The organism is Flavobacterium sp. 1355, from assembly GCF_017833415.1.
Taxonomy (GTDB): Bacteria; Bacteroidota; Bacteroidia; order Flavobacteriales; family Flavobacteriaceae; genus Flavobacterium.
Map to the genome: position 1 here is coordinate 136,938 of NZ_JAFICC010000004.1, position 13,682 is coordinate 150,619.

General features: G+C 34.8%; 17 protein-coding genes and 1 pseudogene. 10 read left to right on the top strand and 8 right to left on the bottom strand.

All coding sequences use genetic code 11. The features are described from left to right. Positions 1 to 714: 714 nt before the first annotated feature. Both rplS and trmD read right to left on the bottom strand, forming a co-directional pair. A complete protein-coding gene (gene rplS, locus JOD96_RS06425; RefSeq protein ID WP_026981821.1) occupies positions 715 to 1,065 on the bottom strand; it encodes a 50S ribosomal protein L19 in 351 nt (116 codons plus the stop codon). A 213-nt stretch (positions 1,066 to 1,278) separates the two neighbouring features. Continuing rightward, positions 1,279 to 1,956: a tRNA (guanosine(37)-N1)-methyltransferase TrmD gene (gene trmD, locus JOD96_RS06430; protein ID WP_192185512.1), complete on the bottom strand. Its 678-nt coding sequence runs from the start codon at positions 1,954 to 1,956 to the stop codon at positions 1,279 to 1,281. A gap of 195 nt (positions 1,957 to 2,151) precedes the next feature. Here trmD and JOD96_RS06435 point away from each other — a divergent pair, with 195 nt between their 5' ends. The 9 genes and pseudogenes from JOD96_RS06435 to JOD96_RS06475 all read left to right on the top strand — a co-directional run bounded on the left by JOD96_RS06435 (position 2,152) and on the right by JOD96_RS06475 (position 8,840). After that, positions 2,152 to 2,616 carry a nuclear transport factor 2 family protein gene (locus JOD96_RS06435; RefSeq protein WP_209563454.1) on the top strand — a complete coding sequence of 155 codons (465 nt, stop codon included), beginning with the start codon at positions 2,152 to 2,154 and terminating at the stop codon, positions 2,614 to 2,616. 27 nt (positions 2,617 to 2,643) lie between these two features. Beyond that, complete coding sequence (locus tag JOD96_RS06440; RefSeq protein WP_209563455.1) at positions 2,644 to 3,516, top strand: sugar phosphate isomerase/epimerase family protein; 873 nt, start codon at positions 2,644 to 2,646, stop codon at positions 3,514 to 3,516. A gap of 14 nt (positions 3,517 to 3,530) precedes the next feature. Then, complete coding sequence (locus tag JOD96_RS06445) at positions 3,531 to 4,397, top strand: archaemetzincin (protein WP_209563456.1); 867 nt, start codon at positions 3,531 to 3,533, stop codon at positions 4,395 to 4,397. A gap of 41 nt (positions 4,398 to 4,438) precedes the next feature. Continuing rightward, positions 4,439 to 5,137 (top strand): aspartate/glutamate racemase family protein, encoded by a 699-nt coding sequence (locus JOD96_RS06450; RefSeq protein WP_209563457.1) that lies wholly within the window; start codon positions 4,439 to 4,441, stop codon positions 5,135 to 5,137. A gap of 10 nt (positions 5,138 to 5,147) precedes the next feature. After that, positions 5,148 to 5,693, top strand: coding sequence for an NADPH-dependent FMN reductase (locus JOD96_RS06455; RefSeq protein ID WP_209563458.1), 546 nt, complete (start codon positions 5,148 to 5,150; stop codon positions 5,691 to 5,693). A 10-nt stretch (positions 5,694 to 5,703) separates the two neighbouring features. Further along, the gene (locus JOD96_RS06460) at positions 5,704 to 6,048 is read left to right on the top strand and encodes a cupin domain-containing protein (RefSeq protein ID WP_209563459.1); all 345 of its coding nucleotides are present in this window, start codon (positions 5,704 to 5,706) and stop codon (positions 6,046 to 6,048) included. A 204-nt stretch (positions 6,049 to 6,252) separates the two neighbouring features. Next, positions 6,253 to 7,415, top strand: a pseudogene (locus JOD96_RS06465) (MFS transporter). An 86-nt stretch (positions 7,416 to 7,501) separates the two neighbouring features. Continuing rightward, positions 7,502 to 8,434: a peptidylprolyl isomerase gene (locus tag JOD96_RS06470; RefSeq protein WP_209563460.1), complete on the top strand. Its 933-nt coding sequence runs from the start codon at positions 7,502 to 7,504 to the stop codon at positions 8,432 to 8,434. A 91-nt stretch (positions 8,435 to 8,525) separates the two neighbouring features. Further along, on the top strand, positions 8,526 to 8,840 hold the full coding sequence (locus JOD96_RS06475; protein ID WP_209563461.1) for a c-type cytochrome: 315 nt from the start codon (positions 8,526 to 8,528) through the stop codon (positions 8,838 to 8,840). A 90-nt stretch (positions 8,841 to 8,930) separates the two neighbouring features. Here the strand turns inward: JOD96_RS06475 and JOD96_RS06480 are convergent, their stop codons facing one another. The 3 genes from JOD96_RS06480 to JOD96_RS06490 all read right to left on the bottom strand — a co-directional run bounded on the left by JOD96_RS06480 (position 8,931) and on the right by JOD96_RS06490 (position 11,254). After that, entirely contained in the window at positions 8,931 to 9,311 is a 381-nt protein-coding gene (locus tag JOD96_RS06480; RefSeq protein ID WP_209563462.1) for a GreA/GreB family elongation factor, read from the bottom strand. A gap of 378 nt (positions 9,312 to 9,689) precedes the next feature. Next, complete coding sequence (locus tag JOD96_RS06485) at positions 9,690 to 10,244, bottom strand: thioredoxin family protein (RefSeq protein WP_209563463.1); 555 nt, start codon at positions 10,242 to 10,244, stop codon at positions 9,690 to 9,692. A gap of 116 nt (positions 10,245 to 10,360) precedes the next feature. Continuing rightward, positions 10,361 to 11,254 carry an alpha/beta fold hydrolase gene (locus JOD96_RS06490; protein ID WP_209563464.1) on the bottom strand — a complete coding sequence of 298 codons (894 nt, stop codon included), beginning with the start codon at positions 11,252 to 11,254 and terminating at the stop codon, positions 10,361 to 10,363. 133 nt (positions 11,255 to 11,387) lie between these two features. On the opposite strand from JOD96_RS06490, the gene JOD96_RS06495 reads away from it, so the two are divergent. Further along, on the top strand, positions 11,388 to 11,723 hold the full coding sequence (locus tag JOD96_RS06495; RefSeq protein ID WP_209563625.1) for a tRNA-binding protein: 336 nt from the start codon (positions 11,388 to 11,390) through the stop codon (positions 11,721 to 11,723). 68 nt (positions 11,724 to 11,791) lie between these two features. Here JOD96_RS06495 and JOD96_RS06500 read toward each other — a convergent pair whose 3' ends face one another. The 3 genes from JOD96_RS06500 to JOD96_RS06510 form a co-directional block, all read right to left on the bottom strand. Further along, entirely contained in the window at positions 11,792 to 12,337 is a 546-nt protein-coding gene (locus JOD96_RS06500) for an RBBP9/YdeN family alpha/beta hydrolase (RefSeq protein WP_209563465.1), read from the bottom strand. A 22-nt stretch (positions 12,338 to 12,359) separates the two neighbouring features. Next, positions 12,360 to 13,181, bottom strand: a complete 822-nt coding sequence (locus tag JOD96_RS06505) for an alpha/beta hydrolase (protein ID WP_209563466.1) — start codon at positions 13,179 to 13,181, stop codon at positions 12,360 to 12,362. A 92-nt stretch (positions 13,182 to 13,273) separates the two neighbouring features. Next, entirely contained in the window at positions 13,274 to 13,642 is a 369-nt protein-coding gene (locus JOD96_RS06510; RefSeq protein ID WP_209563626.1) for a PUR family DNA/RNA-binding protein, read from the bottom strand. Between the last annotated feature and the right edge of the window lie 40 nt (positions 13,643 to 13,682).

Sequence of the window (13,682 nt, forward strand, 5' to 3'; positions counted from 1 at the left end):
CGGAAGATTTTGAAAATGAAAAATGCTAAAAGTTATAAAATCTATTGAGATCTTATTTTTTTGTATGAAAAATTGTATTTTTAACTAAAATGCAATAGCACGACAATAGATGTATAGAATATCATTTTTTTATAAAAATACAAACCGATGCTTTTATGAGTGTCGGTTTTTTTATTTTGGGCGTGTTCGCCGCGGCGAACCGGGCTATCCGTTTCAAGTCCTCGCACTTCCTTCGTCAGGCTGTGGGCTTTCCACTTCTATCCCTCACGCAAACAGTAAAACAAGAACTTTTTGTTTACTAAGTCCAACAATTATCCACAATCTTGTCATTTCGACGAAGGAGAAATCTCCGTAAGTAACTCCACAACGAGAGTCTAATCTTTATCGAGCCTCGTATGAAGATTTCTCCTTCGTCGAAATGACATAAAATGCTTAAAATTTTCGACATGGGCGGATTTTAATCCGTTGAAATAATTTAACAGTTTATCAAGAAAGTAATTGAAAAAATCCGTTTTTATCAGCGTTTTCGCTTTAGCGAATCAGTAAAATCAGCGTCTAATTTTGACGCGTATAAAACAGATTTACTTCGTAAAAACGCGATGAAAACGGATAGCAGGATTAGCTTCTGAAAAGAGTTGGTATTAAAAAACAGGCACAAAAAAAACTCGTTTCAAATAACATGAAACGAGTTTTTTATAACAAATAGATAAATGATTATCTTCTTTTATCTTTAATCTTAGCTTTTTTACCAGTAAGTTCTCTGAAGTAGAAAATTCTAGCTCTACGTACAGCTCCTTTTTTGTTGATTTCAATTTTTTGTAAAGCTGGTAAGTTTACCGGGAAGATACGCTCAACTCCAATAGCTCCAGACATTTTACGGATAGTAAAAGTTTCTGTGTTTCCAGAACCTCTTCTTTGAATAACAACTCCTTTAAAAAACTGAGTTCTTGTTTTTTCACCCTCTTTAATTTCGTAGAAAACTGTGATAGTATCTCCAGCTCCGAAAACAGGGAAATCTTTTTTAGCAACTAATTCGTTTTGAACGAATTTCATTAAATCTGCCATGATATCTTATAATTATGGTTTTTTATATAAAGCAACATTCACGGATCTCGCCAGAGGTTGGTTTAATTCGGGTGCAAATGTAGTTAAAAAAATATAAATTCCAAATTTTAAAAACTCCAAAATTCAATAAAAAAATATAAATTCCAATGAAAGGAAATTCCAAATTCCAATTTATTAACTAGCTGATTAATTGGAATTTTTAAATTTTGGAATTTATTCCTGAAGCAAATCAGGTCGTCTGTTCTTCGTATGCTCATAAGCCATATCCTCACGCCATTTGTCGATTTTTGCAAAATGTCCGCTGGTTAGAACTTCGGGAACTTTCCATCCTTTATAATCTGCAGGTCTTGTATATATAGGCCCGGAAAGTAAATTATCCTGAAAACTGTCTGTCAATGCCGAAGTTTCGTCACTCAAAACGCCCGGAATTAATCGGATCAAAGCATCAGACAAAACCAAAGCTCCTAGTTCTCCGCCAGATAAAACATAATCTCCAATCGAAATTTCTTTTGTAATAAAATGATCCCTTACGCGTTGATCTACACCTTTATAATGTCCGCATAAAATGATAATGTTTTCATACATAGACATGGTGTTGGCCATTTTCTGGTTCAGGGTTTCGCCATCGGGGGACATGTATATAATTTCGTCGTATTCGCGCTGGCTTTTCAAATGCGTGATGCAATCGTCAATTGGCTGAACAGTCATTACCATTCCGGCACCGCCGCCAAAGGGATAATCATCTACGCTTTTTTGTTTGTTTGTTGTATAATCGCGTAAATTATGAAAATGAACTTCTACCAGACCTTTGTCTATAGCGCGTTTCATAATCGAAGCCTCAAACGGGCTTTTTAATAATTCTGGCAAAATCGTTATAATGTCAATTCGCATTTCTTTTCTTCAATTGTTCTAGGCACAAAGATACAAAGTAAATATTTGAGAATTTTAATGTTTTAAAACTGATAGCAGAACAACTTTCCAACAAATTTGCTTTCCCGGAAATTTATCAGAAGCTTTTTTACTATTTTTAATTAAAATTTAATGATTTTATCGTCTCAAAAACTAACTTTTTTAAATGTACTTATGATGAAAAATATACTCCTTTTGTTTATCGCTTCTTTTATGCTTTTGGCATGCAATACTAAATCTCAGGAATCAAAACTGGATCCGACAGAAAAGGAGAAAATAGTGAAACAATATTTTGAATATTTCAACAAACATCAATGGAAAGAACTGGCTGATATGTATTCGCCGGTATCAGATTTTAAAGATCCGTCTTTTGGAACAGAAATGATAACGCAGACCAGAAAACAAACCATTGAAAAATACGCACAGCTTAATGCTGTTTTTCCTGATTTGCACGATGAGGTTGTAAATGTTTATCCCTCAGATGAAAAACATATTATAGTAGAATTTGTTTCTACAGGAACCGCAGCCGACAGCACAAAATTTAAGCTGCCGATTTGCACTATATTTACAATCGAGAACGGAAAAATAACCAAAGACTTTACTTATTTTGATAATTTTGATGATTCGAAATCTGATAAATAAAAGTAGTTTTACTTTAAATTAATAACCATGACTTCCCGACGAACCTTTATAATCAATGGCAGTCTGGCAGCAGCAGCTGTTTTAGCCATGCCTTCATTTGCATTTAATATGAATAGAAAAGAAATAGGTTTACAATTATACACGCTGCGCCACGAGCTCCCAAAGGATGTAAAAACGACTTTAGAGAAAGTAGCTTCGGCAGGATTTACGACAGTAGAAACCTATGGGTTTTCTATAAAAGATCAGTTTTGGGGATTGTCTCCAATGGAATTAAAGAAAATTCTGGACGCCAATAAATTAAAAGCCGTAAGCGGCCATTACGGAGTTGGCAGTTTTTTAGCCGATGGAAATACTACTGAATTAGAAGCTGCAATTATTGCCGCCAAAATATTAAAAAGTGAATACCTCACAATTCCGTGGGTTGATCCGCCTTTCAGACAAAATATTGAAGATTATAAGAAAATTGCCGGCCGGTTAAACGAAGCGGCAAAAATGTGTCATAAGGCAGGTTTAAAACTGGCATATCATAACCATGATTTTGAATTTGAAAATTATAACGGAACGACAGGTTATGAAATTTTATTAAAAGAAACCAATAAAGATTTGGTGTTTTTTGAATTGGATTTATACTGGGTTGTACGTTCCGGAAAAGATCCTTTACAATTGTTTAAAGAAAATCCCGGACGTTTTAAAATGTGGCACGTTAAGGATATGGACAAACTTAACCCGGGTTTGAATACAGAAATTGGGGCTGGTTCAATAGATTTTAAACCTATTTTTAAAGAAGCAAAACTGTCGGGAGTGAAACATTTTTTTGTAGAACAAGAAAATAACTTCGCAGTTGATTCTTTTAAATCAATAAAAACAAGTTGTGATTTTATTTCAAACCACTTAATTTAGAATTACTGCTATTTATGAAGAAACTTTCTCTTTTTATTCTTGTGTTGCTGTGTGCCTGTAAAACGGATAAAAAAAACGAATACTTTGATGCGATTAAAGCCAACGATGTTGCGCTATTTGCACCTGCGTCAGGTGAATGGCTATACTCACATAAAGAGAAGGGACAAACTTTTGAACAATTTGAGAATTCAAAACATATTACCCCGACAAAAGAGGCTAATATTATTTACATCAAGCCTATTGGTAATTTTACAGCTATTCAAAATAAGCAAATCGAATTGCTTAGGGAATATTTAGAAATATACTTTCAGCTAGAAACTAAAATTGGAGAACAAGCTTCGGATGATATTATTCCTGCTCATGCCAGAAGAGAATTGACCAAAGATTATGAACAATTACTGGCAGGTTATATTCTGGACAGCGTTCTGAAAAAAGAGAAACCATTAAACGGAATTGCCCTAATGGGTTTGACAGAAAAAGATCTGTACCCAAAACCAGAGTGGAATTTTGTTTTTGGACTGGCTTCTTACAGTCAAAAAATTGGCGTAAGTTCAATCTACAGGCTGCAAGACGAAAAACTAACCGATTCAAATTTTAATTTATGTTTATCCCGATTATTAAAAATATGTTCACACGAAATTGGACATATGTTTGGGTTACATCATTGCATAGATGCTAATTGTGTGATGAATGGTACAAACAGCTTACCTGAAACAGATGAACACTCCATAAGATTATGTTCTGTGTGTCAGAAAAAATTAAATACCGGCATAAATTACGATAATAAGAAAAGGCTGAATGAACTCGCTGATTTTTTTCAGCGCAATAAATTAATAGAAGAACTGCAATTAATGAAGAAAGATATGGTGAGTACCCGATGAGAAATAAGCAGTAAAAAAAATAAATGCAATAAAGCACAAATATGAAAAAACTAGGACTTGTAGGCGGAATCAGCTGGGTTTCGACAATTGATTATTATAGATTTATCAATGAAGGAATCAACGAAAAATTAGGCGGACTTAATTTTGCCGAATGTATAATTTACTCTTTAAATTTTGATGATTTTCAGCGTAATAACACCAATGGAGACTGGGATGCCAGTTTTAAATTACTTTTAAATGCCTGCAAAAGTTTAGAAAATAGCGGAGCAGAAGGTATTGTTTTATGTGCCAATACAGCGCACGCGGTTTCGGACAGACTTGAAAAAGAAATTAAACTTCCTATAATTCATGTGGCAACAGCTACGGCAACAGCAATTAATAGACAAGGATTAAAAAAAGTGGGTTTATTGGGAACAAAATTTACTATGGAAATGGATTTTTACCTAAATAAGCTTGCCGAAAATAATGTAGAAGCAATTGTTCCATATTTACAGGAAGAAAGAGATTTTATACAGCAAACCTTAAAAGAAGAATTAGGGCGGGGCATTGTTAAGGAACAAACCAAAAGAGCCTATCTTAATATCATTGAAAAATTAATTGAAAACGGAGCTGAAGGCATCATTCTGGGTTGTACAGAAATTCCGTTGCTCATAAGCCAGGAAGATGTTTCGGTCCCTGTTTTTGATACAACAAAAATTCATTCTGAGGCAGCCGTAAATTTTGCTGTTTCAGCAGAATAAAGTACTGAAAATGACTGATGTTAAAAATAAAATATTTGCCATTTCAGGAAGCACGAGAAAGAATTCCAGTAATTTTAAAATCCTGAAATTCATATCAGAAAATATCAATAATAAGTTTGAAGTCGAAATATTTGAGGATTTAGAAAGCATTCCTCATTTTAATCCAGATTTAGATACCGATAATCCTCCGGCAGTAATAACTCTTTTGAGAAATAAAATTGCTGCTGCAGCCGGAGTAATAATCTGCACACCAGAATATGTTTTCAGTCTGCCGGGAAGTTTAAAGAATGTGTTAGAATGGTGTGTATCAACTACCGTTTTTTCAAATAAAAAAGTCGGTTTAATAACGGCTTCGGCATCAGGAGAAAAAGGCCATGAACAATTGGCTTTAATTATGCAAACCGTTGATGCTGGATTTACAGAAGAAACCCAACTTTTAATTCAGGGAATCAGAGGAAAATTGGACAGTGATGGAAATATTTCAGACAAAAAAACGTTCAGTAGTCTTCTGGAATTCGTAATGAATTATGAAAAACAAATTGAAGATTTAAATTAAAATAAAGAGCATGAAAGCAACAAGCAAAGAGTTTATAAAAGGAGATGAAATAGAGTGGGAAGTAGTAGGTGAAGGGATTAAACGCAAAATCCTGGCTTATGATGATAAAGTAATGTTGGTAAATGTTCATTTTGAAAAAGGCGGTATAGGCGTGTTGCACGATCATTACCACTCTCAGGTGACGTATATCGCAAGCGGAAAGTTTGATGTCACAATTAGTGGCGTAACACAAACGCTAAAAGAAGGAGACAGCTTTTATATTCCGCCTCACGCTATTCATGGTGTAGTATGCCTGGAAACCGGAATGCTCACTGATGTTTTTAGCCCAATGCGTGAAGATTTTTTGAAGAGTTAAGGGTTAAGAGTTAAGGGTTATGGGTTATGGGTTATGGGTTAAGGGTTATGAGTTAAGGATTAAGAAATAAAAAAAAATCCGTTTTAATCAGCGTCTTTGCGAAGCAAATCAGTATAATCAGCGTCAAATCTCAAGACTCGCTCACATGGTTTTTTTAGTTAGAAAAAACTTTTTAAAGTTTAATTTACATAGTATTTTTGCAACATGAATTTATCCAAAACGAATGTCTTATTTATGGCAGTTTGCACTGGACTTATAGTTGCAAATCTTTATTACTGCCAGCCTCTAATTGTTTTAATTGCCAACGAATTTAAAATTCCTGAAGCCAATGCGGGAACAATAACCTATCTTACACAAGCAGGTTATGCAATCGGATTGTTTTTTATGGTGCCGCTTGGCGATAAAATAGAACGAAAAAAACAAATCCTTATGACGACTTTAGCGTCTGTAATTGCTTTAATAATTGCAGCTACTGCACAAAGTTTTTTTATTTTGCAAATTGCTTCCCTGCTTTTAGGAATCACTTCAATCGTGCCACAACTTATTTTGCCACTGGCAGCCTCATTAACAGCTCCCGAACAGCGCGGAAAAGTAGTCGGAACTATTATGAGTGGTTTACTGATCGGAATTTTGCTTTCCAGAACTTTAAGCGGTTTTATAGGTCAGCTTTGGGGCTGGAGATCCATGTTTTGGATTGCAGCAGGAATTTGCCTTCTGATCTTTTTTGCCATTCAAAGAAAATTTCCCGTTAACAAACCTCAATTTCAGGGTTCGTACGGACAATTGATACAATCACTTTTTACGCTAATAAAAACACAACCTGTTTTGCGTGAAGCTACTTTAATAAATGTATTTTGTTTTGCTCAATTTGGAGCTTTTTGGACTACTATGGTTTTACTGCTGTCAGGAGAGCCTTTTTCTTTTAATAGCGCTACAATAGGGCTTTTTGGGATCGTAGGAGCCTCCGGAGCTTTGGCAGCGCCTTTGGTTGAAAAATGGGAGACAAAGGAAATCCAAGAATTGCAGTAGGTTACGGCTGCTTATTAATGTTAATCAGTTTTATTGTTTTTTACTTTTCTATAGAAAGTATAATTGGGGTGATTATCGGTATTGTCTTCATTGACGTCGGGATTCAGGGGGTTCATATCTCAAACCAGACCAGAGTATATTCACTTTTGCCCGAAGCAAGAAACAGATTAAATACTGTATTTATGTCGTTTAGCTTTTTAGGGACTGCCGCAGGTTCAGCTTACGGTTTGTTTTTATGGAAGTTAGGCGGATGGCATGCTGTTGCTATTGGATGTGCTGTTCTGGCTTTACTCGCATTAACAGTTTATGCGGTGACTTATAAATCATCCCGTCCCTAAGCTTCGGGATCGGGACTAAAAAATAGAAAGCACAAATTGATAAAAAATTAATTTGTAAATTTGCGTTTAAATTTAAAATCACGAAAATGGAAAACGGAATATATGCTAAATTCAATACTAGCAAAGGTTCAATATTAGTAAAATTGGCACACGACTTAGTACCAGGTACAGTGGGTAACTTCGTAGGTTTAGCAGAGGGAAATTTAGAAAATAAAATCAAACCACAAGGGAATAAATTTTACGACGGATTAAAATTTCACCGTGTAATTCCTGATTTCATGATTCAGGGAGGTTGTCCTTCGGGAACAGGAACAGGTGGTCCTGGTTATAAATTTGATGATGAATTCCACCCAAGTTTAAAACACGATCGTCCGGGAGTTTTAGCTATGGCTAATTCAGGTCCTGGTACAAACGGTTCTCAATTTTACATCACTCACGTTCCAACTTCATGGTTAGACGGAAAACACACTGTTTTTGGTCATGTTGTAGAAGGACAGGATATTGTAGATGCTGTCGCTCAGGGAGATGCTTTAGAATCAGTAGAGATTGTGAGAGTAGGAGAAGAAGCTCAAAAATGGAATGCTATTGAGGCATTTAGAGTTTTTGAAGGTTCTCGTGCAAAACGTGAAGCTGCAGAAAAAGCTGCTGCTGAGGCAAAAATGGAACAATTGGCTGCAGGTTTTGATAAAACTGAAAGCGGTTTACGTTACAAAATGATTCAAAAAGGTGATGGTAAAAAAGCAGAAGCCGGAAAAACTGTTGCTGTACACTATGAAGGATCTTTAGAAACAGGAAAAGTTTTTGATTCTTCTTACCCAAGAAAAAAACCAATCGAATTCAGATTAGGTCAGGGACAAGTGATCGAAGGATGGGATGAAGGTATTGCCTTATTACAAGTTGGAGACAAAGCACGCTTTGTGATTCCATCTCATTTGGCTTACGGATCTGCCGGAGCAGGAGGGGTTATTCCGCCAAATGCAACTTTGATTTTTGATGTTGAATTAATGGAGGTAAAATAAAACCAAGGTTAGTTTTAAATAATCTATAATGAATCCCATTCGCTAGCCGAATGGGATTTTTTTTATATTTACTTCATAAAAAACAAATTCAATGATATCAAAATTTTTAGCCCTTGCCGCAGTAACTGTCTTTTTGGTTTCGTGCGATACTCAAAAAACGGCAGTAGCTGCAACAACTGCTGTAGCTCCTCCGGTAACTGAAACTCCAACGACAGTAGTGTCAACTGAATTAACAGAAGGCCAGAACTTATATTCTAATAATTGTGCAAATTGCCACAAATTATTTGAACCGAAAAAATTTACAAAAGAAGAGTGGGCGCCGATTTTGGTGAGTATGGGAAAAAAAGCACATTTGGATGGCACTCAGATGGCATCAATTACGAATTATATTCATTCGCAATTATAAAATTTAATGAAAGCATTCTTAAAAGGATGCTTTTTTTATTTCAATTTAAGACATAAAAAAACACCTTCATTCGTTGAGGTGTTTAAGAAATTATTGATTGCTGACAGCAATTATTTTTAAGGTTTTGATTCCGGCAGGTAACTCCCAATCAACTTCGTCATTTTCCTTAAAGCCAATTATAGCAACGCTCAAAGGAGCCAAAATCGAAATTTTCCCTTCTTTAACATCTGCAATAGAAGGTAAAACAATCTGAATCTTCATTTGTTTTTTTGCTTTTACATCTTCAATAGTTACAAAAGAATTGATTCTGATAACAGAACTGTCTAACTCGTCTTCTTTGCTAATAATAGCACGGTCTAATTCCTGCGAAAGCTGATTTGCTTCTTTTGTATTGGTTGAATTTTTACTTTTTAAAATCAGTTCTCTGAGGAATTGATAATCTGTTTTACAGAAAGTGGGTGTTGGTTTCATATCTATAAATTTAGTGTTATACTTTTTGAATGATTTTCTCCTTTTTTTTATTTCAAAAAAAGAAATTATTTTTCTCCATTTAAAATGGAAATAACTGAAAAACTTTGATTTTTGGAAAAAAGAAAATACCTGACAGATTTGAATTTGTCAAATAATAAAATATTTAAACTGATGTAAATCCTCCGCCTGAAAGAAGAATCGAAATAGACGGAGGCCTAATTGATAAAGGCCTTGTTATGTGAAATAATTACAGCAGCAAGCGATTCTCTTATAAAAGAAAATGAGAAATTGAAGCCGGTAAATGATATTATATTTCGCATAGCATAATAAGCATGATTAGCAAAGATAACCAAACTTTTTAGAATTGAAGGAAATTATTTACTTCCACTTAATATTGCAGCCAATACTAGGTTTTTGAGAATCGTTTAGAGTTCTGTTATAAATTAAAGCATCTATTGCACCTCTCAAATCGTTTCCGCTTAACGGAATTCCATTATTTGGCCTTGAGTCATCTAATTGACCACGATAAAATAAGCGATCACGATTATCAAATAAATAGAAGTCAGGAGTACACGCAGCATCAAAAGCTTTTGCCACTTCTTGTGTTTCGTCAAATAGATAAGGAAAATCTATTTTGTTTTTAAAGGCAAATTCAGTCATTTTTTCAGGTGAATCCTGAGGAAATTTTTTAATATCATTGCTGGAGATAGCAATTACACCAATTCCCTGAACACGATAATCGTTTGCAATCATAACGATTTCATTGATTACATGAAGTACAAACGGACAATGGTTGCACATAAAAATGACAAGTGTTCCTTTTGTTCCTTTCAGATCCTCAAACGAATACTCATAATTCGAATTTGTGTCTTTCAGTCTGAAATCCGGAGCAATAGTTCCGAGCGGTAACATGTTAGAAGGGGTTTGTGCCATTTTTATAGAATTAAGTAGATCAAAAATAACTTTAAATTCTGTATAAAAAAGCACCTAAGCAGTAAAAAAAATCCGGAACGTTTTTTTATCAAAAACTTTCCGGATGTATGTATGTTTTATGAATTAAGAAAATTCAACAAATCGTTGTTTAGTTTTTCTCTTTCGGTGTAGAACAAACCGTGAGGCGCACCTTCGTAAACAATATAAGTACTGGTACGAATACCTTCTGCAGCCTTCTTGGATGTTAAATCAATCGGCACAATTTTGTCGTCGTCACCATGAATAATTAACGTAGGGACTTTTACAAAATCTAATTCATCTCTAAAGTCAGTAAACGAAAAAGATTCAGCACATTTTAATGTTGCTCTTGGCGAAGCAACCGAACAAAGGTTTCTGTAATATTCTAATAATGCAGAACTTAATGGTTTATTGATGATATTAACACCAAAAAATGTTTTTCCGAAATTATCTATAAAAGCGATCCTGTCTTCTTTAATGGCAGCTGCTGTAGCTTCACTTTTTTCTCTGGGATGCCCATCAGGATTGTCATTTGTTTTTAATAAAAAAGGAACCACAGAAGAAATTAAAGCTGCTTTGGTAACACCTTTACCACCATGTCGGCTAAAATAACGTACAACCTCGCCGCCACCCATAGAAAACCCAACTAAAGTAGCATCGGTTAATTCCAGCTGTTCAATGATTTCTTGCAAGTCATCAGACAAAGTATCATAATCATATCCGTCCCATGGTTGAGATGATTTACCAAATCCGCGACGGTCATATGCAATTACCCTAAATCCGTTTTGAACCAGAAACTCTATCTGATATTCCCACATTTCATTAGAAAGAGGCCAGCCATGAATAAGGATTACAGGCTTACCTGTACCATAATCTTTTACATATAAGCGTACATTCTGCGCTGTTTCTATATATTTATCGGTATGCACCTGTTTCAAATTAGATTCAAAATCCTTAATTGTCATGCATGCATTTGGTTCAGTATGTTCCATTTTATATATTTTTATTGTTAGCTTATTAGTTTTTATACAGTAAAATTAAATGCTATGTCAAAAAAATAGGTTATAGAATTAGTATTATTAATTACAAAATTAATAGGTTTGTAAACCAAGCAATTAAATGAATATGGACTTAACCTGGAACGAATTTGAAAGAACCGATATGCGTGTCGGAACCATAATAGCTGTAAATGATTTTCCCGAAGCCAGAAAACCGGCTTATCAGCTTACGATTGATTTTGGTGTGGAAATCGGAATCAGGAAATCATCGGCGCAAATAACAAAACGATACTCAAAAGAAGAATTGTTAAACCGCCAGATTGTGGGTGTTGTCAATTTTCCTAAAAAACAGATAGGAAAATTTATGAGTGAATGTTTAGTTCTTGGCGCTGTAGGTGAGGAGGGAGATGTAATTTTACTTGCTCCCGATTTTAAGATTGAAAATGGCTTACGAATAGGGTAGTCAGTTTCAGTCACAGTTTTCAGTCACAGTTTCCAGTCTGAAAACTGAAAACTGTGAGTAAAAAAAAACTAAGAAACTTTCGCAATCAGTTGTTGTAAAATCAATTGTCCTTCTTCCCAGTATTTCAAATCAGAATCTGAGTTAATGTGTCCTTGCCGGCCTACATTTACAAAGTCACTTCCCCATTGTTCTGCAAAATATTTTTTTCTTTCAAAAGAAGCATAAGGATCATTTTCACTTGCCACTACAATAGATGGAAAAGGTAATTTTGTGATTGGTATAGGAGCAAAATTTCGAATTACTTCAGGGGTATGTTCCGGTGAATCAACATCTGCAGGAGCTACTAATAAGGCACCGACTATATTTTTATCATTATTGGAAGATGCCCAGTGTAATACCAGAGAAACAGCCAAACTGTGCGCTACAAGAATGGTTGGTCCTTCAAGTTTTAGTACTTCTTCTTTTAATCTTGCGATCCAGTCTTCAAGAATTGGTTCATCCCAGTTATCCTGGATAATCCTTTTTGAATTTTTAAATTTTTCATGCCAGAAGGTTTGCCAGTGTTTTTCGCCAGAATTACCGAGCCCGGGTAATATTAATAAATTTGTTTCCATTGCCGTGGATTTTATTTAAAGGTTATTTATTTCGTTCTTTTATAATTCGGTTCACCTCATTTACAAGTAGCGGAAAGCCCGGTTCTGTCATTCCGTGTCCGTAACCGTCTAATTCAAAAAGTTTAGTTTGTTTGTGCCCTGCAATTTTCATCATGCGTACCATATAAGCGTTTTCTTCATAACGGCCTAACATTTCCATTTCGCGGTCTCCGGTAATAAGCAATAAAGGCGGAGCATCTGCACGAACATAAAAAAGTGGTGCAAAACTATCTATAGTGGGTTGTGTTTCAGGAATTCCGTTTTCTCTTCTGATTTCAAAATGAGTAATACACTGACCGCTAAACGGAATCAGTCCTGCAATTTTATTAGCATCAATACTTTCTTTTTGCAGCCATTTTTTGTCCAGTCCAATCATAGAGGTCAGGTATCCTCCGGCAGAATGGCCTGATACAAAAATCAGCGAAGGATCACCTCCGTAACTGGTAATGTTATTAAAAGCCCACGCAACTGCAGCTGCGGCATCTTCAATACATTTAGCGGCCTTAACTTTTGGAGATAATCTGTAATTTACACCAATAATAGCAAAACCTTTATTTTTTAATGCTTCAGGAATTTCTTTACTTCCTCCGGTAAGGCCTCCTCCATGAAACCAGACTACAGTAGCAAAATTTTTACTGTTTCTTGGATAATAAATATCCAGCACACAACGTTCATTAATGTAGCTGTCATTTTTGTTGATTGCAGAATTGTAATATTGAATGTTAGATTTTGTTTCATATTCTGCTTTCTGTGCAAAAACGGTAATTCCGAAAAAGAAGAAACAAAGAAGAAATATTTTTTTCATTTTATAAATTTTAAGAGCGAATGATTTAAAGATATAAAAAAAGTCCAAAATGCTGGACATGTTGGACTCGTAGTTTTTAAATGGTATTGGGACTAAATATCGTCAAAATCAATATCGGTAAAGCTTGATATCTGGCCTTCTGTTTTATCAGAACCGTATTCTTTTTTAAAATCCTTTTGATGTCTCTCAGAAATCACTTCTTCACCTTTGTGGTTTAAAACATATGAAGTCATTTCTTCCAGTATTTCGGCAAAAGATCCAAAATCTTCTTTGTATAAGTAAATTTTGTGTTTTTTAAAGTGGAATGAACCATCTTCTTCGGTAAATTTTTTGCTTTCGGTAATCGTAATATAATAATCGTCAGCTTTGGTAGCTCTTACATCAAAGAAATAGGTTCTTCTTCCTGCTCGTAATACTTTAGAAAAGATCTCTTCTTTTTCTAACATGTCATTTTCTCTCATAATACGTTCTATCATTTTTGGAATTAATAGTACTCAAAAA

Bases quoted from the DNA above. Each gene is read 5' to 3' on its own strand.
- rplS (WP_026981821.1), bottom strand. From the start codon at position 1,065: ATGGCAGATTTAATGAAATTCGTTCAAAACGAATTAGTTGCTAAAAAA.
- trmD (WP_192185512.1), bottom strand. From the start codon at position 1,956: ATGCGAATTGACATTATAACGATTTTGCCAGAATTATTAAAAAGCCCG.
- JOD96_RS06435 (WP_209563454.1), top strand. From the start codon at position 2,152: ATGAAAAATATACTCCTTTTGTTTATCGCTTCTTTTATGCTTTTGGCA.
- JOD96_RS06440 (WP_209563455.1), top strand. From the start codon at position 2,644: ATGACTTCCCGACGAACCTTTATAATCAATGGCAGTCTGGCAGCAGCA.
- JOD96_RS06445 (WP_209563456.1), top strand. From the start codon at position 3,531: ATGAAGAAACTTTCTCTTTTTATTCTTGTGTTGCTGTGTGCCTGTAAA.
- JOD96_RS06450 (WP_209563457.1), top strand. From the start codon at position 4,439: ATGAAAAAACTAGGACTTGTAGGCGGAATCAGCTGGGTTTCGACAATT.
- JOD96_RS06455 (WP_209563458.1), top strand. From the start codon at position 5,148: ATGACTGATGTTAAAAATAAAATATTTGCCATTTCAGGAAGCACGAGA.
- JOD96_RS06460 (WP_209563459.1), top strand. From the start codon at position 5,704: ATGAAAGCAACAAGCAAAGAGTTTATAAAAGGAGATGAAATAGAGTGG.
- JOD96_RS06470 (WP_209563460.1), top strand. From the start codon at position 7,502: ATGGAAAACGGAATATATGCTAAATTCAATACTAGCAAAGGTTCAATA.
- JOD96_RS06475 (WP_209563461.1), top strand. From the start codon at position 8,526: ATGATATCAAAATTTTTAGCCCTTGCCGCAGTAACTGTCTTTTTGGTT.
- JOD96_RS06480 (WP_209563462.1), bottom strand. From the start codon at position 9,311: ATGAAACCAACACCCACTTTCTGTAAAACAGATTATCAATTCCTCAGA.
- JOD96_RS06485 (WP_209563463.1), bottom strand. From the start codon at position 10,244: ATGGCACAAACCCCTTCTAACATGTTACCGCTCGGAACTATTGCTCCG.
- JOD96_RS06490 (WP_209563464.1), bottom strand. From the start codon at position 11,254: ATGGAACATACTGAACCAAATGCATGCATGACAATTAAGGATTTTGAA.
- JOD96_RS06495 (WP_209563625.1), top strand. From the start codon at position 11,388: ATGGACTTAACCTGGAACGAATTTGAAAGAACCGATATGCGTGTCGGA.
- JOD96_RS06500 (WP_209563465.1), bottom strand. From the start codon at position 12,337: ATGGAAACAAATTTATTAATATTACCCGGGCTCGGTAATTCTGGCGAA.
- JOD96_RS06505 (WP_209563466.1), bottom strand. From the start codon at position 13,181: ATGAAAAAAATATTTCTTCTTTGTTTCTTCTTTTTCGGAATTACCGTT.
- JOD96_RS06510 (WP_209563626.1), bottom strand. From the start codon at position 13,642: ATGAGAGAAAATGACATGTTAGAAAAAGAAGAGATCTTTTCTAAAGTA.